This is a genomic window from Gelidimonas diazotrophica (assembly GCF_055694025.1).
The window spans coordinates 2,674,517-2,696,088 of sequence record NZ_CM146349.1 but is presented as its reverse complement, the minus strand read 5'-3'; the positions used below and the strand labels follow the sequence as shown (position 1 = coordinate 2,696,088).

Sequence of the window (21,572 nt, the reverse complement as noted above, 5' to 3'; positions counted from 1 at the left end):
GTGTTATCTAGGATAGATGGTTGCAAAAAATATCATAAAAATAATTATTGGAGATACTATCTGATGTTACGCAGGCCCCGGTAGAAATTGTTAATGTATGGAAATGAAAAAAGCTGAACTCGAGTTGTACGCGGATTATTTGATAAGCACGTTTGGATGGGCGACGGCGACAGGGTTGTCTGCGATGGTTGATGGCGACATGAGTCACGACCACCTGACACGGTTTTTATCGAAAAAATTGTCAATAATACACTGAAATTCCGTTATGTATTGATGGATAGCTGGTTCGGCTCAGTGAAAAACTTTGATTTCATCGTAAAAAAGAAGAAGCATTTAATTGCTGCGCTCAAGGACAATCGCTTGGTTGCGCTGAGCGGGGAAGACAAACCACAAGGTCGCTTTGTACGGATAGATGCACTGGAATTATCGGATAAACAGGCGGTACGCGGTTGGTTAAAAGGCTATGCAAATGCAGTGCTTTTAGTCCGCCAGGCCTTTACGAACAAAGACGACAGCGCGGGCTTGTTGAAACTGGTGTGCAGCGATTTGACGTGTGATGGCGAGAAGATAACTGCTCTTTACAAAAAACGGTGGAAAGTGGAAGTGTTCCACAAATCATTGAAGTCCAACGCCGCGCTGGCGAGATCGCCCACACGCAGAATAACCACGCAAAACAACCATGTGTTCATGTCAATTTATGCCGTATTCAAACTGGAGTGCCTGAATATAAAGCTCAAAACAAACCATTTTGCGATAAGAGCAAAGCTCTTTATCAAAGCAACCCGCCAAGCCTATGCCGAACTACAGGCTCTGCGGGCTGCGTAACATCAGTTACTTAATACTTTAAAATTAAACCATTAAATTCGCTCTCTTTCAACCCGATTAATCCGCACCAGAAAATCACCCAGATTGCTTCAGGTTCATACCTGCATTGGAAAATACAGGGTGACCGGTCTGGCCGCTACAAAGACTGAACGTGATATCGTAATCGCCGTTGGTGGCAGATTTTTGACACCGACTTGGCATGCTTGAATCCGTATGATCTGCGCCCGGCCCGGCGTTCTTTGCCACAACGTGTCGCCCAGACCGACACCCTTATTCCTCTTCACTGAAACGTCCTGATGAAACCAATAAATAAATTGAATCCCGAAGGCTTGCGTATCGTTTTAGTGTTGCAAGGCGGCGGTGCGCTCGGGGCATACCAGGCTGGCGTCTATCAAGCGCTGCACGAACACGATCTGGTGCCGGACTGGATCGTCGGCACCTCGATCGGCGCCATCAATGCCGCTCTCCTTGCCGGCAACCATCATGCGACGCGCTTGCAACGCCTGAAACAGTTTTGGGACCGGGTATCACACCAGGACGGGATCGATTTGGCGCGGATACCCGATGCGCAGCGGCGTTCCAATGTTTGGTTGTCCAGCCTCGATACGGTACTGCGCGGTGTGCCCGGCTTCTTCACGCCGCGTCTTTTCAGTTTGTTTCCAACGGGCTTGGTGGTGGCGCCGGAAGCGGCCAGTTTTTACGATACGGCGGCCTTGGGCGACACGCTGGACGATCTGGTCGATTTCGATTATTTGAATGCGCCTGGCGGCATTCGTCTGACCGTCAATGCGATGAAAGTAAAGACCGGTGAACTGGCTAGTTTTGATAACACCCAGCAAGTCATGAGCGCCGACCACGTCCGTGCCAGCGGTGCCTTGCCGCCGGGTTTCCCACCGGTGCGCATTGATGGCGAACTGTACTGGGATGGCGGCTTGTATTCAAATACACCGCTGGAAACGGTGCTCGACGATCTGCCGCATGTCGATTCCTTGTGTTTCATGGTCGATTTGTGGAGCGCCGAAGGGCCGGACCCGACCACACTCGATGAAGTGCAGACGCGGCAAAAGGACGTCATGTTCGCCTCGCGCTCCAAGCGTCATATCGAAGATTATCAGCGTACCCACAACTTGCAGAACAAGTTGCGCGAGTTCTACGCCTTATTGCCCGAGCGTGCCAAGTCCGATGCCGGGGTCGAGGAATTGGCCGCGCTCGGCTGCACCAGCACCATGCATGTTGTACGACTGCCATACGGCGGCCGCGATTGGCACATGGCTTCGAAAGATATCAATTTCTCGCAGGGTTCGATCGCCTGGCGCTGGGATCAGGGGTATCAAGATGCGATGCGCGCCATTGAGCACGCCGGCTGGCTCACCGCCGTCTCGGAAGAGACGGGCCTGGTGCTGCATGAGTTGCCGCCGCTCGCAAAAAGGCAGCGTACTGCAGAGGGGTGAAAGTGAGCGCTGGCGACAGCGCTGCCGTGTTGCTCTATTGCATGTGCCAGCCGTGGCTGACGACAATAGACTGGCCACTGAGCGCCGTCGATGGGAACGCCGCTAGCCAGAGAGCTGTTTGCGCCACATCTTGCGTCGTCGTGAATTCGCCATCAATGGTTTCTTTCAGCATCACGTTTTTGATGACGTCGGCTTCGCTGATATGCAGTTGCGCCGCCTGTTCCGGAATTTGCTTATCGACCAGAGGCGTGCGCACGAAGCCGGGGCAGATTACGTTGGCGCGGATACGGTCTTTCGCACCTTCTTTCGCCACGACTTTGGCCAGCCCGAGCAAACCGTGCTTGGCCGCGACATAAGCGCTCTTGAAGGGGGAACCTTCATGCGAGTGTACTGAACCCATATAAATGATGGCGCCGCCTTTGCCGGCTTTGATCATCTCGCGCATACAGGCACGGGTCGTCAGAAACGCCCCATCGAGATGAATGGCGAGCATTTTTTTCCATTGCTCGAAACCGAAGTCGACAATCGGACTGATGATTTGGATGCCAGCATTGCTGATGAGGATATCGACGCCGCCGAACGCTGCGACTGCCGCCGCGACGCCCTGATCCACTTGCGCTTCATTCGTCACATCCATCGCTACTGCCATCGCCTTGCCGCCGGCCTGGATAATTTCATTGGCAGTCGCGCTTGCCGCTTCCAGCGCCAGATCCGCAATTACAACCTTGGCGCCCTGGCGTGCATATTCGCAGGCGATTTCCTTGCCGATGCCGCTAGCCGCACCCGTGATGATGGCGACTTTATCTTTGAGTTGCATATTATTTCCTTTAGGTCAAAGGACACTAATATAAGACAGTGTTGTCGGGTAAAAATACTGACCCCTCGCTTGAATACTGACATGGCGCAAATCGCGTTCGCTTTTGGCTGAAATGAGGATGCCGGCGAGCAAGCGTTGCGACTAAGAAGCTGTCTTGCGCATGGTTTTCATGTGCACATCAAGCTTTTAGAGCGGACCATTAAACGCCGCTGGCAGGAAGTCAAAATAGAAGTATTGGCAGATTTTCCCCATACAGACGAAAAAAAGCCCCGTTTCCGGGGCTTTTTCTTTAAGGAAAAACTTTCGTAAGACCTTGATATTTTGGCGGAAAGGCAGGGATTTGAACCCTGGATACGTTATAAACGTATGCCGGATTTCGAGTCCGGTGCATTCGACCACTCTGCCACCTTTCCTTGTTCGGTCTATTTTGCAATACGGGTACTGCAAAAGTCCAAAATTATAGCAGAGTTACCTTGCGCTTGACGGCATTTTTGCGCGCATCCTGTGCTTTCTATGTCAAAAAGTATACACGAGCATGTATTTTTAACACTGCAGTAGAATAAAGCGGCTATTGCACTACTTATCGGCATACTCCCATATTTATTATCAAATAACGGGAATTGTTCAGCCGTGTTTTAACGTCGTACCGGGGCAATCATTTCAGCGTAGTCATACAGTGCGCCCAGGGTTTCTTCACCGTGTTCGTCTGCGCTTTCCGATAATGTATCGATTTCGCCAAACAGGGCATCTATCGTGCGCGCGCCGGCGACACCGTCGAACAGGCGCGCGGCGCGGTGCGCTTCCCAGCTTGCGGTTTCTTCGGGTGAAAATGATTGCGGGAAGTTGCGGGCGCGGTAGCGCCACAGCAGTTCTTCCAGCCGGGCATCGGCGAAGCTGACTTTCGTGCTTGCCAACTGTTCCGGGTTCAGCGTGCGCAAGCGGTTCAGAGTGCGGCGATCTTCGTTGCTGACAAAGCCGCCATACAGATCCTCATCCACATCGATGACTGCTTCTGCCTCGGGGCGCTGGAAAACTGCGCGCCAGATGCTGCTCAAGTCGGGCAGGCTGGCGGCGGTGGCGGCGTATTGCTGCGCGGCGCCTATGTCGATGCCCCAGTGGCTGGCCATCTTGCTCGACAGAGTTTTCAGGTTGCCGATCACGACCGGCGATTTGTTCAGGTGGATGGTTTTGATCGGCAGTCGCGTCATGCCTTCCGGCAAATCTTCAGTCTTGCTGAACATGCGCTGGCGGATGATGGCGGCGTCCAGCGTGGCTAATTCTGCCGGATCGTATGTCAGATCCCAGGCGATGATTTCATTCTTGTTGCCCGGATGCGCGGCCAGCGGCCACATCGGAGCGATGCAGCCGCGCTCGGCGGCGAACATGCCGGATACGTGCAAGAAGGGTTTTTGCAGCGGCCAGCCGATTTCGGCAGAGACGCGCTCTTTTTTGTGCAGGGCAAGGCAGAACTCGAACAGCTTGGGCTGATGCTGACGAATCAGGCGCGCTAAAGCGATGGTGGCGCGCACATCCGACAAGGCATCGTGCGCGGCCGTATGGCTGATGCCGTTGGCGGCAGTCAGCTGTTCGAGTCGGAAGCTGGGGCGGCCGTCTTCGTGCTGCGGCCAGTTGATTCCGTCCGGGCGCAATGCATAGGTGGTGCGCACCATGTCGAGAATATCCCAACGCCCGCAGCTGTTTTGCCATTCGCGCGCATACGGATCAATCAGATTGCGCCAGAACAGGAAACGGGTGATTTCATCGTCGAAACGGATCGTGTTATAGCCCACGCCAATGGTGCCGGCCTGGCTGAACGCTTGTTCGATCTGAGCGGCGAATTGATGTTCCGGCACGCCGTTTTGCAGGCAGTGTTGCGGCGTGATGTGGGTAATCAGGCACGACTGCGGATCGGGCAAATAGTCCGATGCCGGTTGGCAGTACAGCATGATCGGTTCACCGATTTCATTGAGCTCGGCATCGGTGCGGATAGCGGCAAATTGGGCAGGACGGTCACGGCGCGTTTGCAAGCCGAAGGTTTCGTAATCGTGCCAGAGGAAGGTATGGGTGGGCATCAGGTATTTTTGAATGTGGGGTTTCGTTACTGTTGTAAGACGAGCGTGCCGGAGATTGGCCGTACTACTTCAATTCTTCAGTCCGGCAACGCTGCATAGACCAGGTTGCGAAACAGTTGGCGATAATATTCGCGCTGTTCCTGCGCTTGCACCATCCAGATCGCGCTCAGTTGCTCTTGCGGATCGTTCCAGAAATAAGTGCCTGCCAGGCCGCTCCAGTGATAGTCGCCGATTGAACCCGGGATCGTCGATTCGCCGGCGGCGGTGCGTACCGCAAAGCCAAGTCCGAAGCCGTAGCCGGGGCCGGGCAAATAATTGGCGCCGGATTTTGCGTGCGGCAGGCTGGCCAGATGATCGCTGGTCATTAGAGCCACCAGTTTGCGTGACAGGATGCGCACGCCGTCCAGTTCGCCGCCGCGCAGCAGCATGTTGGCGAAACGCCAGTAATCGTGCGCGGTTGACACCAGCCCGCCGCCGCCGGACAAAAATTGCGGCCGCTCGCGCACGTTCAGCAGATGCACTGCCTGCAGCGTGACCGGATCAATCGCAAAGCCTTCGGCCAGACGGTGCTGCTGTTCGGGTGGCACCCAGAATCCGGTGTCGTGCATTCCCAGCGGCGCGAAAATGCGTTCCTCCAAGATTGCATCGAGCGGCTTGCCGCATAACCGTTCCAGCAGCGCGCCCAGCACGTCGGTGGCGCGGCTGTACTCCCAAGTGGTGCCGGGCTGAGACTCCAGCGGCAGGGTGCCGAGCTTTTCGATCAAGCTCTGATTGGTGATGTCGGGGCCGCCGATGCCGGCTGCGTTGTAACTGGATTTCACCAGCGATGCACCGAAGATGCCGTAGGTCAGACCTGCCGTGTGGCGTAGCAAATCCTGCACCGTCATCTCGCGCTGCACGGGCGCCAAGCCCAGCGCCGGCTGGCCATCCGACCCGCTCAGGGTCAGGCCAACCTGTAGATTGGCCAACTGCGGCAAATAGCGCGATACCGGGTGACTCAGCAGCACGCGGCCTTCTTCCACCAACATCATCGCCACTACCGAGACGATCGGTTTGGTCATCGAAAAAATGCGGAAAATCGAGTCCATTCGCATCGGCGCCGCGTCATTCGGCGCTTGCCGTCCGAGTGCCTGTTGATGGACGATTTTGCCGCGATGCGCAATCAGCATCACCGCACCGGGGATCAGCCCATCGGCGATATGGGATGCGATGACCTGGTTCAAGCGGTCGAGGCGCAAGGGTGAAGTGCCTATTTTAGAATCGGACATGTTAACTATTCTTTCCGCATTCATTGCATGGTGGGCTGAATCACCCGGTGTTCGATTTTGCTTAATTTTAAGATAAATGCAGCACGTTCATCGGAGCAATTTATCGGGGCGACTTGGCCGTCAATCGCAGCAACACGCCGGCGCAGGTTGCGCCGGCACCGGCCAGGAATAGCGTCGGGTTGTAGGGAGTCTTGCCCAATAGCTGGGTAATGCCGGATGCCAGGTTGCAAGCGCCGGCGTTCGAATACAGGCAATCCAGTGCGTCCGACAGCGGCGCATTCAGGTCTTTCATGATCGGGGAATAAAAATTGACCCACCATGCAATTGCCGCCAGCAGCAATACAATTCCGAGTACGGTCAGGAGATTGGCGAGTTTTTTGAGGTCCATGCGATCCATCCGTTTGCGCGTTAATGATGGCGCATCATAACCTCTGGAGCGGGGCGTCGCGATGGCGTAGCGGTAAGTGTTGTAACTAAGTGTGGCGGAGGAGGGTGAAAAATAAACCAGCAGTTCCCACGCTGAGTTGACTACCCAATGCGTTTTTGGATTGGTAATCCAAAGTGATTGGATATGCGCAGACACCCGGTAAGGTGCGAGCGCTATGGCCATGGTGTTTGGCCGCCTCATGTTGGTACTGGCACTGCTGTGAAACACAGTGTAGGACGATGGGTCCCCGGTGGGAAATATTGAATCGGGATAGGGCTATAAGTAAAAGTGATGGCTGTTGCATCCGTCGGTTGCTCGCCGCAGTGTCAGTGGATATTTTATACTGCCTGGTATATAGCTAAAATTGTGATACTTTCCGCATATAAATAAAGTGGCTTCATAAATACCCCTGCTTTTATGGCAATGCATTCTGGATCATATCCATTTCCTTGAGCACTTCGTGCGCCGAGCGGAATGCGTCGATTGCCAGCGGCATGCCGCAATACACGCTGGCGTGCAGCAGCACTTCCTGGATTTCCTTCATGCTGGCGCCGTTGTTGACCGCGCCCCGTACATGGCCCCGGATTTCATGCGCACGGCCCAGCGCCGTGAGCATCGAGAGCGTCATCAGGCTGCGGGTTTTCAGGTCCAGCCCGTCGCGACACCAGACCGTGCCCCAGGCGTTGCGCGTGACGAAATCCTGCAGCGGCGCAGTGAAACTATCGACGCCGGCAAACGCTTTCTCCACAAAAGTGTCGCCCATTACTAGCTTGCGCATGCGCAAGCCGTCTTCAAATTGTTGGTCCATGGGTATTCCTGTCTAGTTGAGATGCGAGGTGCGACATATTTTATATGCGGCTTATTGAGAATTGATTCATTGATTGGCAGCAGAGCGTATTGACGCTTGTTTTTTTAACGGCAGAGAACAGTTTGCTTCAAAAGTTTCTTTAGAATGTTGCAGGTTTTTGCAGCATTGGAATTTTTCAGCATCACCCTTCCTTGCGTTCCCGCAATGAAGGGTGATGCTGAAGAGGTAGTCTCACGCCAATATCTCAATGTCGACCTTCCAAACAATTGGATTCATCGGAGGGCGGTCAATAAGACAAATTTTACTCAAGAGGTATCAGCATGCCGCGCAACGTTTCTTATGCTTATGGATTTCGCGTCTTGATCACTTGGTCAATGATGCTGCTGCTCAGTATCGGGCTATCCTCTTGCGGCGGTGGAAGCGGCGAGGATCTCACTGCTGGCACTCAGCCTCTGGCGGAAGAGACGTCAGCTTCAGGTGGGGCTGGCGCTCAGCTTCTGGCGGAAGAGACGTCAACTTTAAGTAGGCAATCGCAGGCCGCGGAGACAAGTGTGACGATATCGCCGCAAGATCCTTATATGATCGTCGGAAAGCCGATCACGATGTCGGCTGCGGTTGCGTCGCTTGAATCGGCAGCGGCAAAGTGGGGCTCGAGTAATCCGGCCGTGGCAACCATCGATGCCGCAACCGGAGTTGTGCAAGCCATTGCGGTCGGCAGTACCGTCATCACTGCTACTGCGACCAGCGGCAATAGCGTCAATACAAGCGTCACCGTCAGCCCCATCACCGTGACGCTGACCGCCAGCCCCAACCCGCTAGCGCCAGGAATATCGCTGACATATTCCACCGTCGTCGCTACCGATTCACAGGTGATGAACGGTACACCAAGCGGCACCGTGACAATTCGAGACGCCAATCAAGCGACGATTTGCCAGTCGGCGTTGAGAAGCAGCACGGGCAATAGCGCGACCGCAAGTTGTTCCGCCGCGCCGGCATGGACGGGGCAGGCTGTCGTGCGTGCATTGGTGAATGGCGATGCCAATTTCCCCGGCGGTGCGCAATCAGCCGGCGTTTCAATTTTTGCACCCGTGCTGACAGACGCGGTATTTGCAGCTACCAGCTTTTGGTATTCGGCGCTCCCGCTCAATGCACCGCTACACGCCAACTCGGCCGGTTTCGTCGCCGATTTCCTGCGCCAGAAACAGGCCTATTACGGCACGGTCAACATCAACACATGGTCATACGCCAGCCCGGTCTTTATCGCAGCTGCAAACACGCCGACCACAAAGGTGGCTTATTGGAACTGTCAGAACAAAACCTATCCTGAAACGGCACTGGAGGCGCAGTGGACAGCGGTGCCGATACCGTCTTACGCTGTGCCCGCCAACGGCACCGATGCCGAGATGACAATTTATCAGCCATCCACAAATACGCTGTGGGAATTTTGGGTAACGCGCAATGTGGCGGGGCAGTGGCAGGGGTGCTGGGGCGGCAAGATGGTAAACACCAACACTAGCGATGGAACCTGGTCTCGCCCGTATGGCACTACCGCGACCGGATTGCCATTCATCGGCGGGCAAATCACGGCGGAAGAATTGCGCCGTGGCGAAATTCGCCATGCGATCGGTATTTCTCTGGTCGAAACGGAGTCTTACAACGTGTTCTCCTGGCCGGCCAAGCGCTCCGACGGATGGAACCCCGGGCTGGCCCCGAATCGCATTCCGGAAGGGCTGCGCTTTCGTCTTGACCCTGCCGTCAATGTTGACGCGCTTGGCATGACCACTGCCGGCAAAATCATTGCAAAAGCGGCGCAGAAATACGGTTTCGTAGTATGGGACAAGGCGGGCGCAATCTCGATTCGGGCGCAAAATCCAAAATCCTACACGGCGCTCGGACAAATTGATCCCTATATCGCGCTGTTCGGCGGCAAACCTTCCTACGCTGTCTTGAATGGATTCCCCTGGGAGCGGTTGCAGTTTATGCCAATGAACTACGGCAAGCCCTAACGGCCATGGCGAAAATGTCACTCCAACACATGAAAGCGCCATGGCCGCCCTCTCCCCCGCAAGCGGGAGAGGGGAGCGAAGTGAGTCGCTATGCGACTTTCACGTTAAAGGGAATTAGCCCAATGTAACCTTCAGGTTTGGTGCGTCCGGGTCTGCGCCGGTTTGAACGGATTGCGTTCGTTCAATTCATCCATATACGCCTCGATGCCGCCGCTTTCTCGCGTCAGGAAACGTTCGATTGCATCGGCAAATGCCGGGTGCGCCAGCCAGTGCGCCGACCAGGTTTTTTGCGGCAGGAAGCCGCGCGCCATCTTGTGTTCGCCCTGCGCGCCGCCTTCAAAGCAGCCGATGCGGTGCGCAATGCAGAATTCCAGCGGCTGGTAATACGCGGTTTCAAAGTGCAGGCACGGCACATGTTCCAGCGCGCCCCAGTAACGGCCGTACAGGGTGTTTTGATCGTGGATCAATAGCGAGCAGGCAATCGGGCGGCCGTCGCGCAGCGCTTCGATCAGCAGAATGTTGTGGGGCATGGCAGCGCCGATGCGCAGGAAAAATTCCAAATTCAGATAGGGCGAAGAGTGATGTTCGGCATACGTGTTGGCATAACAGCGGTTGAAAAACGCCCAGTCCGATTCGGTCGCGCAACTGCCCGCAATATGCCGAAAAGTGATGCCAGCTTCAGCGACTTTGCGCCGCTCGGCACGGATGTTCTTGCGCTTTTTGTGCTCCAGCGTGGACAGGAAATCGTCGAAATGGCGATAACCGGCATTGATCCAGTGAAATTGCACGCCGGTGCGCAACAGGTAGCCGGCTTGCTCCAGCTGCAAGGCTTGGGTTTGCGGCGGGTACAGGATGTGGCAGGACGATACAGCGCTGTCGACCTGCAAGGCGCGCAATGCCTGTATCAGCGCCGCGCGGGCCGCAGCATCGCGCGCCAGCAAGCGGCTGCCGGTAACCGGGGTGAACGGGATCGCCGCCAGCAACTTTGGGTAATATTCCAGGCCGTGGCGCTGGTAGGCATCGGCCCAGGCCCAGTCGAACACGTATTCGCCGTAGGAATGGAATTTCGCATACAGCGGCAGCGCCGCCGCCAGTTGCGCATTTTCCTGCGCATCGTCTTGCCACAGCGTCAGGTATTGCGGCTTCCAGCCGGTATCAAAGCTGGCGCAACCGGTCGCATGCAGCGCGTCCAGGAAGGCGAAGGACAGGAAAGGGTTGGCGTCGGTTTGCAGTTGCACCAACGCATCCCAATCGTGTTGGCCAACCTCCGACAGGGAAGAGATGATTCGCGTGCGATAATTCATAGGTTCATTCGCCTTTTTCCGTACTTTTTTTGTGCCTGATTTTATTGATCCGGCCCACATTCAATTTTAAATAACTGCGGTTCTGTATGTTCATCATGTGGAAAAACAATGTCCACGAAAAACACGAAAGGCACGAAAAAAAGTGGCAATGGAATGCGCCGGAACAAGTGCTTCAGGCTCAAGTGAGGCTGCGGCGCATGTCCCATATTGATTGGAGTATATTTTATAGTCGCAATCAATATATGCGGGAAATGCCATGAAAATGGTGATACACCCTGTTTTTTCGAAATACACTGTGTACGGAGGTCGGTTCGTGCTTTTCGTGTCTTTCGTGGACAATACGTAATATCAGTTAAATAACTCATGCGCTGTGCAATTGCTGCAGCATCATTCGCCGGATTCCATTATTTTTTATCATGACAGTTAAAGTCGCCATTGCCCAAATCAACAGCATCGTCGGAGACCTGGCCGGCAATCGTGCCAAAATCCTCGATTTTTCCCGCCGCGCTGCCGTGCAGGGCGCCGATATCGTGCTTACGCCCGAGCTATCCCTGGTCGGTTATCCGCCGGAAGACTTGCTGCTGCGTCAGGCATTTTACGCAAAAACCGCTGCAACGTTCGCGGCGCTGGCAGCCGATTTGGCCCAGTTCCAGGACTTGCATGTGGTAGTCGGCCATCCGATCATGCGCGATGGCGCGCAGTACAACGCGGCCTCGGTGCTGGTCAATGGCGCGGTGCTGGCGACCTATTGCAAGTTCGCATTGCCGAATAACACCGTGTTTGACGAGCAGCGCTATTTTTCTTCGGACGACACGCCGCTGGTGTTCCAGGTAAAAGGTGTTGCATTCGGCATCAATATCTGTGAAGACGCCTGGTCTGCGCATGCGCCGTTGCGCGCCAGGGCTGCAGGTGCGCAAGTGCTGCTGATTCCAAACGGTTCGCCCTATCACATGAACAAGCAGGACGTGCGCTTTGATGTGATGCGCGAAAACGTCAGCGCGCAAGGCTTGGCGCTGGTGTATGCGAATCTGGTCGGTGGCCAGGATGAACTGATTTTTGACGGAAATTCGTTCGTGATGGATGCCGCCGGTGGCGTTTGCGCGCAATTGCCACATTGCGAAGAAGCGTTGCAAGTAATCGAATTCGTCGATGGCGTGCCGCAGAGCAGCCATGTCGCCAATGCGTTGCCAATCGAGGCCCAGGTGTATCAGGCGCTGGTGCTGGGCGTGCGCGATTATGTCGGCAAGAATGGCTTTCCCAGCGTGCTTATCGGCCTCTCGGGCGGAGTCGACTCCGCGCTGACGCTGGCGATTGCAGTCGATGCGCTGGGCGCCGACCGCGTGCGCACGGTGATGATGCCGTCCCCGTATACGGCCGATATCTCGTGGCTGGATTCGCGTGAAATGGTGCGCCGGATCGGCGTGCGCTACGATGAAATTCCGATTAACGATTGCTTTGACGCTTTCCGTACTACCTTGGCCGAGGAATTCAAGGGACTCAAGGAAGACGCCACCGAAGAAAACATTCAGGCCCGCATCCGCGGCACCATTTTGATGGCGCTGTCGAACAAGCACGGCACGATTGTGCTGACCACCGGCAACAAAAGCGAAATGGCGGTCGGTTACTGCACCCTGTACGGCGACATGGCGGGCGGCTTCGCGGTGATCAAGGACATCGCCAAGACGCTGGTGTACCGTTTGTGCGATTATCGCAATACTCTGTCGGACGTCATTCCAAGCCGTATTCTGACCCGTGCGCCATCGGCCGAGTTGCGGCCCGATCAGACCGATCAGGATTCATTGCCGCCTTACGAAATACTGGACGCCATCATGCAGATGTATATGGAGCAGAATTTGAGCATTGCCGAGATTCTCGCTGCAGGCTACCGCCAGGAAGACGTGGAACGCATCACGCGCCTGATCAAAATCAACGAATACAAGCGGCGTCAGGCACCGGTAGGCATCCGCATCACGCACCGAGCGTTTGGGCGCGACTGGCGCTATCCTATTACTTCCCGCTTTTCCGAATAATCATCCACTACACCGTTTTTACAATACCCTAAAGGAGCCCCCATGAAACAAGTTACCGCCATCATTAAGCCGTTCAAACTGGATGAAGTCCGCGAAGCGCTGGCTGAAGTCGGCGTCGCCGGCCTGACCGTAACTGAAGTCAAAGGCTTCGGCCGCCAGAAAGGCCATACCGAGCTGTACCGCGGCGCCGAGTACGTGGTCGACTTTCTGCCAAAAGTAAAGGTCGAAATCGTGGTCGACGATAGCGTGGTTGAAAATGTGGTCGATGCAGTGATCAAGGCGGCGCGCACCGGCAAAATCGGCGACGGCAAGATTTTTGTCCAGAATGTCGAGCAAGTGGTGCGCATCCGCACCGGCGAAACCGGGCCGGATGCGGTTTGATTTGAACTTGAAAAATTTGAACTTCAAAACAAGCAATCCGGCTCAGGCCGGATTTTTTTATCCTCCAAAAAACTGAAGGATAGCGCGGTGGTATACGTCCGCTGGCCCGCTGGCATTCGGCTTAGACTCGACTCGCCCGCAACCTGTCCATCTGCTTGCGCCGGGTTTGAGGATGCGCAACACAGTCTGGTTTGTCGCCACTATTCTTGGTGTGAAGGAGATCAAGCGCCATGCATACACCGTTTCAAGGCTTCGCAGACCGCGCAGATGCTGCAGAAAAACTGGTTGATTGCCTGCAGGCATATCGAGGATGTAATCCGCTCATTCTCGCCATTCCGCGCGGAGCGGTGCCGATGGGAAAGATCATTGCTGAACGTTTGGGTGGCGAGCTTGATATCGTGCTGGTGCGCAAACTGGGAGCGCCCGGCAATCCGGAATATGCGATCGGTGCGATCGATGAAGCCGGCAACACCACTATGAACCTGGAGGTGGATGTCAGCGACATCGACGCCACCAGCTTGGCAGCGGAACAACAGCAGCAGATGGAATTGATGCGAAAACGCCGCAGCGCGTACCTGCCGCGCCGGCCCGCCATCAGTGCGCAGGGGCGCATCGTGCTGGTGCTGGATGACGGCATCGCAACCGGTTCGACCATGATTGCGGCGCTTAAGGCAGTCCGCTTGCAAAACCCCGACACACTCATTTGCGTTACTCCCGTCGCACCTCCCGAGAGCATCAAGGCCGTGGCGCCTTTTGCCGATGCGGTGGTGTGCCTGCTGACAGTGGCCGATTTCCGTGCGGTAAGCCAGTTTTACCGCGACTTTACCGCGGTGGATGACACCGAGGTCGCCGCGATCCTGCAACAATCGACGCACACCGCGCAAAGCGCACAAAAAAACGCTCCTGAAAGGAATTCATGAAAGCAATGATTCTGGCTGCCGGCAAGGGTACACGGGTGCGGCCTTTGACCTACGATTTGCCGAAACCGATGATTCCGATCCTTGGCAAGCCGGTAATGGCCTATCTGATCAAGCATCTGGCACAGCATGGCGTGCGCGAAATCATGGTCAACGTCAGTTATCTGCACGACAAGATCGAAGAATACTTTGGTGACGGCAATCAGTTCGGGGTCCATATCGGCTACTCGTTCGAAGGCTATACCAACGACGCCGGCGAAGTGGTGCCGCAACCGCTCGGCTCGGCTGGCGGCATGAAGAAGATTCAGGAATTTGGCGGCTTCTTCGATGAAACCACGATCGTTCTGTGCGGCGACGCAGTGATCGACCTCGATATCCAGTCGGCACTGTTCGAACACAAGCGCAAGGGCGCGCTAGCCAGCATCATCACCAAGGAAGTGCCGTGGGATAAAGTGCCTGACTATGGGGTGGTGGTGGCCGACCCCGATGGCCGGATTCAATCCTTCCAGGAAAAACCCCGGCAGCAAGACGCGCTGTCCAACCATGTCAGTACCGGCATTTATATCTTCGAGCCGGAAGTGCTTGATCTGATCCCGTCGGGCCAGGTGTTTGATATCGGTTCGGAATTATTCCCGTTACTGGCGCGGCAAGGAGGCGCGTTCTATGCGCAGAATCGCCGTTTCAACTGGATCGATATCGGTAGCGTCAAGGATTTCTGGTCGGTCTCGCAAAGCGTCATGACGGGCGGCTTGGCGCAGATGGATATGCCGGGATTGCAGATCGAGGAGGGGCTTTGGGTCGGGCTCAATACCCGCATCGATTGGGAAGGCACGGTTATCGAGGGACCGGTGTATATCGGTTCGGGTTCGCATATCGAGGCTGGCTGCAAGATCGTAGGCCCGACCTGGATCGGACACGGCAGCCATCTTTGTGCCGGTGCCGAGGTGGTGCGCAGTGTGCTGTTTGAATACACCCGGATCTCATCCAACGCGCAGTTGCATGAAAAAATCGTTTTCAAGAATTACAGCGTAGACCGCAATGGCGAGATGCACCATATATCGGAATTGGGTTTGTGCGACTGGGGTAACGCGCGCGACCGGCGCCAGTTGCCGCGCCCGTAGATGCATCTCAGTAATCGTGATGCAACTACGGTAAATGCAGAGTGTGACTGCTTACCTGTGACCGCGACCGCCGCCACCAAAGCCGCGACCGCCACCATTGCCGCGAAAGCCACCCCCATGTCCACGATGACCGCCGCCGGATCGAAATCCGAAATTGAGGAATAATGGTGGCCCCACATACATCGGCGCTGCATAAACGGGCGGCGCTGCATATACCGGCTGCGGCTGGCTGTAAGGGTCTGTGTCGTAATAGGTGGCTGGATAGCTTGGCGGTCCATATACTGCGCAGCCGCCCAAGGTGGATAGCGTAATGAGACAAAGTGCCAAACGTTTTGCTAATGTTTTCATGGCTGGACCTCTTGACAAATGCGGCAGTTATATACTTTCCGACGCTGCTCAACATCTTTAGTACAAGTGTTAGTACAAGTGCCTGATTTATAGACAATCAATATAAATCGTTTATATTCAATAACTTGAAACTTTGAATTATAGTTACACACAAAGTTATCCACAAAAGATGTGGGTAACTTTATGCACCCTGATGCATCCAATCAAAGGCGCTTATCAATCATCGTCGCGGTCATGACCACGATGTTTCTCATGGCCGCCACGATGTTCCTTGTCTTTCCAGTGGCGACCGCGATATTCCCTATCCTCCCATTGCCGCCCCTGGTAATACACCGGACCCCTTTCTATATAAAGCGGACGCGGCTGGGTATAGATCACGCGCGGTTGTTGTTGTACGTACACCGGCCGCGGTTCAACATAGACCGGCTGCGGTTCCACATACACCGCTCCCGGATAAATGCCCGGAATACCAATATTTATGCCAACACTGACGTCGGAGCGGGCGAACGCCGGCACACTAGTCAGCATCAGGCTGGCGCAAGTCAATAATCCGGCTGCAAAGGTGAGATACTTTTTCACGTTGGTTTCCTTGGTTTTCTTCCGATATGATTCTATTAAAGTCCGAATCGCCGGACAGCGCCAGCATCAATGCGTAAGCCCTGTAACAAGTTGTAAGCGCAAAGGCGAATTCGACCATCAACTACGCATTTACGTGCTCAGACCGGTTTGACAAAGCTCGCATGTGCGGCCGAGAGAATCGCTTCCACCGCAGGATGCTTGATTTTCCTTTCGGTCAGGATGCCGTAAAACTGTTCCTGCACACCCGGCAAATCTCCGATGGGCACGGCGCCGAATTGCACTTCGATGTCCTTGGCCAGCAACGATGGGGCCGGAAACAAGCCCAGCCCACTGCGCCCGAAAGTCTTGAGGAGTGCGCTATCTTCAAATTCGCCGACGATCTCCGGATGCAGGTCGTTCAGTTCAAACCATTGATCGACTTGGCCGCGAACCGCACTATTGCGGGTGGGCATCAGCAGCGGCGCGCCGTTCAGATTGGCCGGAAAGCCCTCTTTATATTTCTGTGCGAGAGCGGGGATGCCAAACAGCATGATCTCGCATTCGCCTAGCAAATGGCTGAACACCCGCAAACTGGTGCCCGGGCTGACAGGGCGATCGGTTAGCACCAGATCAAGCTTGTGCAAGGCGAGGTCGGCCAGCAAGGACTCGAACTTGCCTTCATAACACGTCAGCCTGACCCGGTCCGGCATCTGCAGCACTGCTTCCAGCAAGCGGTAGGCGACCAGTTTCGGCAGGGCGTCGGAAATGCCCACCGTTAAACGAATGGTGCGGCCGATATCGTTTTCGGCCAGCGCTTCCTGCATTTGTTCGCCGAGCAAGAATATCTGGTCGGCGTAACCCAGCGCCATTCTGCCGGCTTCGGTCAGCACCAGCCGGCGGCCTTGCTGAGTAAGCAAAGACTTTCCGATCGATTGCTCCAGCAGGCTGAGCTGCATGCTGATGGTCTGCACCGCGACCCCGAGCCGCTCGGCGGCGCGCGTCACGCCGCCTTCCTTGGCGACCACCCAAAAGTAGTACAGGTGGTGAAAATTTAATCCAGTTGATTTCATAGTTCAGTTTTTATGAAGTAATATTCATGTTATCTTCGCTTTTACATGAGGTAGAAACCCAATAGCATGAACTGGTGAATAACGACAGGAGTCCACAATGAAGCCAGTTATTGTTGCCAAGGGCGTTGCCAAAGGTTTGAAAACGAGCCGTGCATTACGCGATTATGCGACACGTCGGCTGGATTTTGCGCTAAACAGGATTCGGCACAATATTCGTGCCGTGACGGTCCATATCAGCGATGTAAATGGCCCAAAGGGTGGAGCCGACAAGCGTTGCCTGATCAAGTTGAGCGTGCCGGGCCTGCCTGATATCGTCGTTACAGAAACAGGGCATACTATAAATGCGACAATTGACCGTGCGATCCATCGGGCGGCTTACACGGTGCAGCGGCTTTTGTCTCGGGCGAAGTCGTTTTCGCACACGAAGCACACGATGCCGTTACCGGAATTTGCCTGAATTTGTTTGAAATTATCAAAAAGGAATAAACATGAATAATCGATTTAATGACATGCGTACCAATATTACGTCGGCTTCGTCAGCCACGCTGGGACTGGACGCTTCTGCGCACCGGGTGCTGCGCAACACGTACATGCTGCTTTCCGTCTGCCTGGCTTTCAGTGCATTAACCGCTGGAGCCTCTATCGCATTGGGATTGCCGCATCCTGGCCTCATCATCACGATGGTGGGTTACTTCGGGCTACTGTATCTGGTCACCAAAAACCGCGATAGCGGTCTCGGCGTCGCCCTGGTATTTGCCCTGACCGGCTTCATGGGTTACACGCTGGGGCCGATCATCAGCATGTATCTGAAGTTGCCTAACGGCGGCCAGACAGTGATGATGGCAATGGGCGGCACCGCAGCCATATTCATGGGGCTGTCAGCCTATGCGCTGGTTTCCAAGCGCGATTTTTCCTTCATGGGCGGGTTTTTGACGGTCGGTATTCTGGTCGCGTTTCTGGCTGGACTGGTAGGCATTTTCATGCAGGTTCCGGCATTGTCGCTGACGGTATCGGCAGTCTTCGTATTGCTGATGTCGGGCCTGATCCTGTACCAGACCAGTGAAATCATCCGCGGTGGCGAAACCAACTACGTGATGGCGACAGTGACGCTGTTTGTGACCATTTTCAACTTGTTCACCAGCCTGCTGCAGTTGCTTGGATTTGCCAATAGCAGCGATTAAAAGCAGCGGCCGAAAGTTGGCCTGCGTTTTTTAAACCTCCACAAACCGCCGCTTGGCAACAAGCGGCGGTTTTTTTAAGCACTGGCGTTAAGCATTTGTCCACGAAAGACACGAAAAGCACGAAAAAAGAGTGGCAATGGAGTGCCTCGGAACCGCTGCCAAAGTGCCAGCGAAGGTTCGAAGCCTATTCAAAATTAATGGAGTATATTTTATATTACTAATAGATATATGCGGAAAACTACATGTTTTTAGATATACCCATCATAGTAAATATAATTTCCACGGAGGTTGGAGGTATTCACGGATGTGTTGATGGATGCATCAAAAGGGGCCTGCCGGCAGTCGTCGGCAGGCCCATCGCTATTCATACTTCTTCTGATGTCATGTGCCACATTGGCTGGCCGGTTGATTCCGCGCCGGGCCAATTGGCTAGGCGATGCCTCGACGGCGCGGGAGCATGCAGCGCGACTCGTTCAACTGGCGCCCGGCGCCAGCAGCACGCTACGCAGCAGTTCGCTGGCGCCGTCCCAGACGATCTGTACGCCCAGGCACAGCAGGATGAAGGCGGACAGACGCAGGAAGATGACGGTGCCAGCTTCACCCAGCGGCTTAAGCAGGCGCTGGGCGTAGCGGAACGCCAGGTACTGCACGCAGCCGATCACCAGCAGCGCCAGTACGCCGCCGCCCGTGCGCGCCAGTGACAGCGGCAGATTTTCGTCGTGCAGCGCAACGCCGACCGTGATCGCTGTCGCGATCGACCCCGGGCCGCAGCTGATCGGGAACGTCAGCGGGTAAAAGGCCTTGCTGCTGGCCTGTTCGGCGGTGAAGGCTTCGGCCAGCTCGGTGCGATTATCTGCGCCGACAGCGCTGGCGTTGAGCAACCGCCATGCGTTCGCGGCCACGATCATTCCGCCGCCAATGCGCACGATTGGCAGCGAGATACCGAAGAAAGCCAGCACGTAGGAGCCGACTAGCATTGAACCCGCCAGCAGGGCCAATACGTTGAGCGCGATGCGCCGTGCCAGCAGCGCCCGCGTGGCGGCCGACGCACCCTCGGTCAGGCCGAGGAAAAATGGTGCAGTCGCAGCGGGATTGAGGATCGGCAGGATCGCCGCCAGCACGAATAGGAAGCTTTTGCCAAGCACCAGTAACAATTCGACTGCCATGTCAGCGCTCCAACTCGGTTTGCTTCGAGGCGATCTCGCGCATGCGCCGGCGCAGCAGCTTCTCTTGCCGCTGTTCTTCCCGCCAATCTTCTCGTACTCCGCGCCACAACGATACCGCCATCAATACGATGACGATGGTGAAGGGCAGCGCAAACACAATCGTCGCCGTCTGCACCGCCTTCAAGCCGCCCGCCAGCAGCAGGCTGATCGCGATGCCGGAGACCAGCAAGCCCCACAGCACCTTGACCCGGGCTGGCGGATTTGGATTGCCGCCAGTGCTCATCATGCCCAGCACCAGCGTGGCCGAGTCGCCTGACGTAACGAAAAAGACCAGTACCAGCACGGTGGCCACGCCCGACATCAGGCCGCCCATTGGAAGCGCATTGAACATCGCGAACAGCGCCGTCGACACATCGGTTTTCACCGCTTCGGCGAGCGGCACGCCCTGCCAGATCTCCATGTACAACGCGGTGCCGCCGAACACCGAAAACCAGACGAAAGCCGCCAGCGTAGGCGCGAGAACAGTACCGATGATGAACTCGCGGATCGTGCGTCCACGCGACACGCGCGCGATGAACAAGCCGACGAAAGGCGACCATGAGATCCACCAGGCCCAGTAGAAAACGGTCCAGCCGCCGACCCAGCTACTGTCGCGGAACGGCGTCATGCGCAGGCTCATGCGCACGAATTCGCTCATGTAGCTGCCCAGCGTGTTGGTGAAAGTATCGATGATCGCCACCGTCGGCCCCAGCACAAAAACCGCGCACGCAAGTGCGGCCGCTACCAGCAAGTTGAAGGTGGACAGCCACTTGATGCCGCGCTCGACACCCGTTACCGCCGAGACGAGGAACAGCGCAGTCGTTACCGCGATGATGCCGACCTGCGATGCATTGCTTACCGGCAAACCGAAAACCGCGTGCAAGCCGCTGTTGATCTGCAATGCGCCGATGCCTAGCGATGCCGCCACACCGAACGCAGTGGCGATCACCGCCAGCACATTGACCAGCACCGAGGCATGCTGCGCGAAGCGCCACGGCAGCGCTTCGACCGCGGTACTGACGAGCGCCGCGCCGCCGCGACGGAACTGGAAGAACGCGATCGCCAGTGCGACGATGCTGTACACCGCCCACGGGTGCAGTCCCCAGTGAAAGAAGCTGTAGCGCATGGCGGCGTTGGCCGCCTCGGGTGTGCCTGCGACGAGGCCGGGCGGCGCTGCGCCGAAATGCGAGATCGGCTCGGCCACGCCCCAGAACACCAGTCCGATGCCCATGCCGGCGGCGAACAGCATTGAGAACCAGGCGCCAATCGAGAACTCGGGCTCGTCGTCTTCGCCGCCGAGCTTCAGGTCACCGTAGCGGCTGAAGGCCAGTATGATCGCCAAGATCACGAGTCCCAGCACAACCCAGAGATAAAGCCAACCGAAGTTGCGGGTGATGAATACGAGCGCTTGGTCGAACACCCCGCTCAGGGAGGCTGGCGCCAGCAGGCCCCACAACACAATGACCAGGATCGATCCGGCCGAAAGAATTAACTGCATCATGGTCTCCTAAAATTTCCGTCGTAGACTCGCAGCTTGGGCACGAGCCGGGCCACATTCTAGCTTAAGACGCCACCAGTGTATTTCGCCGTACAAACTTGAAAATTTTTGCTGGCAGCGCACAAAGTCACTGCCGATCTTAAAATCGAGGGCTAAAGATGCGCCGCTCCCACCAGCTACCGGTCTAATGAAAGTAACGCAGGTTTGATCGGTGGGCGGAATGTAGACGCCGTACAAGTGTATGAGAATTCCGCTAATTTTCAGCGAACCATCGTCTTGCACCAA

19 protein-coding genes, 1 tRNA gene and 1 pseudogene are annotated in these 21,572 nt (G+C 55.7%); 9 read left to right on the top strand and 12 right to left on the bottom strand.

The window, feature by feature from the left end:
* Positions 1–103: 103 nt before the first annotated feature.
* Both KGFNPO_RS12505 and KGFNPO_RS12500 read left to right on the top strand, forming a co-directional pair.
* A pseudogene (locus KGFNPO_RS12505) lies at positions 104–825 on the top strand (transposase).
* A 296-nt stretch (positions 826–1,121) separates the two neighbouring features.
* The gene (locus tag KGFNPO_RS12500) at positions 1,122–2,276 is read left to right on the top strand and encodes a patatin-like phospholipase family protein (RefSeq protein ID WP_472631593.1); all 1,155 of its coding nucleotides are present in this window, start codon (positions 1,122–1,124) and stop codon (positions 2,274–2,276) included.
* Between the two features lie 34 nt (positions 2,277–2,310).
* Here the strand turns inward: KGFNPO_RS12500 and KGFNPO_RS12495 are convergent, their stop codons facing one another.
* The 6 genes from KGFNPO_RS12495 to KGFNPO_RS12470 form a co-directional block, all read right to left on the bottom strand.
* A complete protein-coding gene (locus tag KGFNPO_RS12495; protein ID WP_472631592.1) occupies positions 2,311–3,093 on the bottom strand; it encodes a 3-hydroxybutyrate dehydrogenase in 783 nt (260 codons plus the stop codon).
* A 322-nt stretch (positions 3,094–3,415) separates the two neighbouring features.
* A tRNA-Ser gene (locus KGFNPO_RS12490) sits at positions 3,416–3,506 on the bottom strand.
* A 222-nt stretch (positions 3,507–3,728) separates the two neighbouring features.
* Positions 3,729–5,165 (bottom strand): exodeoxyribonuclease I, encoded by a 1,437-nt coding sequence (sbcB, locus tag KGFNPO_RS12485; RefSeq protein WP_472631591.1) that lies wholly within the window; start codon positions 5,163–5,165, stop codon positions 3,729–3,731.
* Positions 5,166–5,242: 77 nt separating this feature from the next.
* Positions 5,243–6,433: a serine hydrolase domain-containing protein gene (locus KGFNPO_RS12480; RefSeq protein ID WP_472631590.1), complete on the bottom strand. Its 1,191-nt coding sequence runs from the start codon at positions 6,431–6,433 to the stop codon at positions 5,243–5,245.
* 100 nt (positions 6,434–6,533) lie between these two features.
* A complete protein-coding gene (locus KGFNPO_RS12475) occupies positions 6,534–6,821 on the bottom strand; it encodes a hypothetical protein (RefSeq protein WP_472631589.1) in 288 nt (95 codons plus the stop codon).
* Positions 6,822–7,275: 454 nt separating this feature from the next.
* Positions 7,276–7,668, bottom strand: coding sequence for a carboxymuconolactone decarboxylase family protein (locus KGFNPO_RS12470; RefSeq protein WP_472631588.1), 393 nt, complete (start codon positions 7,666–7,668; stop codon positions 7,276–7,278).
* A 551-nt stretch (positions 7,669–8,219) separates the two neighbouring features.
* Between KGFNPO_RS12470 and KGFNPO_RS12465 the strand changes: the two genes are divergently transcribed.
* Positions 8,220–9,674 carry an Ig-like domain-containing protein gene (locus tag KGFNPO_RS12465; RefSeq protein ID WP_472631587.1) on the top strand — a complete coding sequence of 485 codons (1,455 nt, stop codon included), beginning with the start codon at positions 8,220–8,222 and terminating at the stop codon, positions 9,672–9,674.
* A 131-nt stretch (positions 9,675–9,805) separates the two neighbouring features.
* Here KGFNPO_RS12465 and KGFNPO_RS12460 read toward each other — a convergent pair whose 3' ends face one another.
* Entirely contained in the window at positions 9,806–10,978 is a 1,173-nt protein-coding gene (locus KGFNPO_RS12460) for a GNAT family N-acetyltransferase (protein ID WP_472631586.1), read from the bottom strand.
* Between the two features lie 416 nt (positions 10,979–11,394).
* On the opposite strand from KGFNPO_RS12460, the gene KGFNPO_RS12455 reads away from it, so the two are divergent.
* From KGFNPO_RS12455 to KGFNPO_RS12440, 4 genes are all read left to right on the top strand, one after another.
* Positions 11,395–13,008: an NAD+ synthase gene (locus KGFNPO_RS12455; RefSeq protein ID WP_472631585.1), complete on the top strand. Its 1,614-nt coding sequence runs from the start codon at positions 11,395–11,397 to the stop codon at positions 13,006–13,008.
* 42 nt (positions 13,009–13,050) lie between these two features.
* Positions 13,051–13,389: a P-II family nitrogen regulator gene (locus KGFNPO_RS12450; RefSeq protein WP_472631584.1), complete on the top strand. Its 339-nt coding sequence runs from the start codon at positions 13,051–13,053 to the stop codon at positions 13,387–13,389.
* A 230-nt stretch (positions 13,390–13,619) separates the two neighbouring features.
* Positions 13,620–14,309 (top strand): phosphoribosyltransferase, encoded by a 690-nt coding sequence (locus KGFNPO_RS12445; RefSeq protein WP_472631583.1) that lies wholly within the window; start codon positions 13,620–13,622, stop codon positions 14,307–14,309.
* The gene (locus KGFNPO_RS12440; protein WP_472631582.1) at positions 14,306–15,427 is read left to right on the top strand and encodes a sugar phosphate nucleotidyltransferase; all 1,122 of its coding nucleotides are present in this window, start codon (positions 14,306–14,308) and stop codon (positions 15,425–15,427) included. The genes KGFNPO_RS12445 and KGFNPO_RS12440 overlap by 4 nt, the downstream gene beginning before the upstream one ends.
* Before the next feature lie 51 nt (positions 15,428–15,478).
* On the opposite strand, the gene KGFNPO_RS12435 is transcribed toward KGFNPO_RS12440, so the two are convergent.
* The 3 genes from KGFNPO_RS12435 to nhaR all read right to left on the bottom strand — a co-directional run bounded on the left by KGFNPO_RS12435 (position 15,479) and on the right by nhaR (position 17,403).
* On the bottom strand, positions 15,479–15,775 hold the full coding sequence (locus KGFNPO_RS12435) for a hypothetical protein (protein ID WP_472631581.1): 297 nt from the start codon (positions 15,773–15,775) through the stop codon (positions 15,479–15,481).
* Between the two features lie 216 nt (positions 15,776–15,991).
* Positions 15,992–16,354: a PXPV repeat protein gene (locus KGFNPO_RS12430; RefSeq protein ID WP_472631580.1), complete on the bottom strand. Its 363-nt coding sequence runs from the start codon at positions 16,352–16,354 to the stop codon at positions 15,992–15,994.
* A gap of 137 nt (positions 16,355–16,491) precedes the next feature.
* Complete coding sequence (nhaR, locus tag KGFNPO_RS12425; protein ID WP_472631579.1) at positions 16,492–17,403, bottom strand: transcriptional activator NhaR; 912 nt, start codon at positions 17,401–17,403, stop codon at positions 16,492–16,494.
* Positions 17,404–17,500: 97 nt separating this feature from the next.
* Here nhaR and KGFNPO_RS12420 point away from each other — a divergent pair, with 97 nt between their 5' ends.
* Positions 17,501–17,860 carry an HPF/RaiA family ribosome-associated protein gene (locus tag KGFNPO_RS12420; RefSeq protein WP_472631578.1) on the top strand — a complete coding sequence of 120 codons (360 nt, stop codon included), beginning with the start codon at positions 17,501–17,503 and terminating at the stop codon, positions 17,858–17,860.
* A 31-nt stretch (positions 17,861–17,891) separates the two neighbouring features.
* Entirely contained in the window at positions 17,892–18,584 is a 693-nt protein-coding gene (locus KGFNPO_RS12415) for a Bax inhibitor-1/YccA family protein (RefSeq protein WP_472631577.1), read from the top strand.
* 473 nt (positions 18,585–19,057) lie between these two features.
* Here KGFNPO_RS12415 and KGFNPO_RS12410 read toward each other — a convergent pair whose 3' ends face one another.
* On the bottom strand, positions 19,058–19,750 hold the full coding sequence (locus KGFNPO_RS12410; RefSeq protein WP_472631576.1) for a MarC family protein: 693 nt from the start codon (positions 19,748–19,750) through the stop codon (positions 19,058–19,060).
* A gap of 1 nt (position 19,751) precedes the next feature.
* Positions 19,752–21,287 carry a BCCT family transporter gene (locus tag KGFNPO_RS12405; RefSeq protein ID WP_472631575.1) on the bottom strand — a complete coding sequence of 512 codons (1,536 nt, stop codon included), beginning with the start codon at positions 21,285–21,287 and terminating at the stop codon, positions 19,752–19,754.
* Positions 21,288–21,572: the final 285 nt, after the last annotated feature.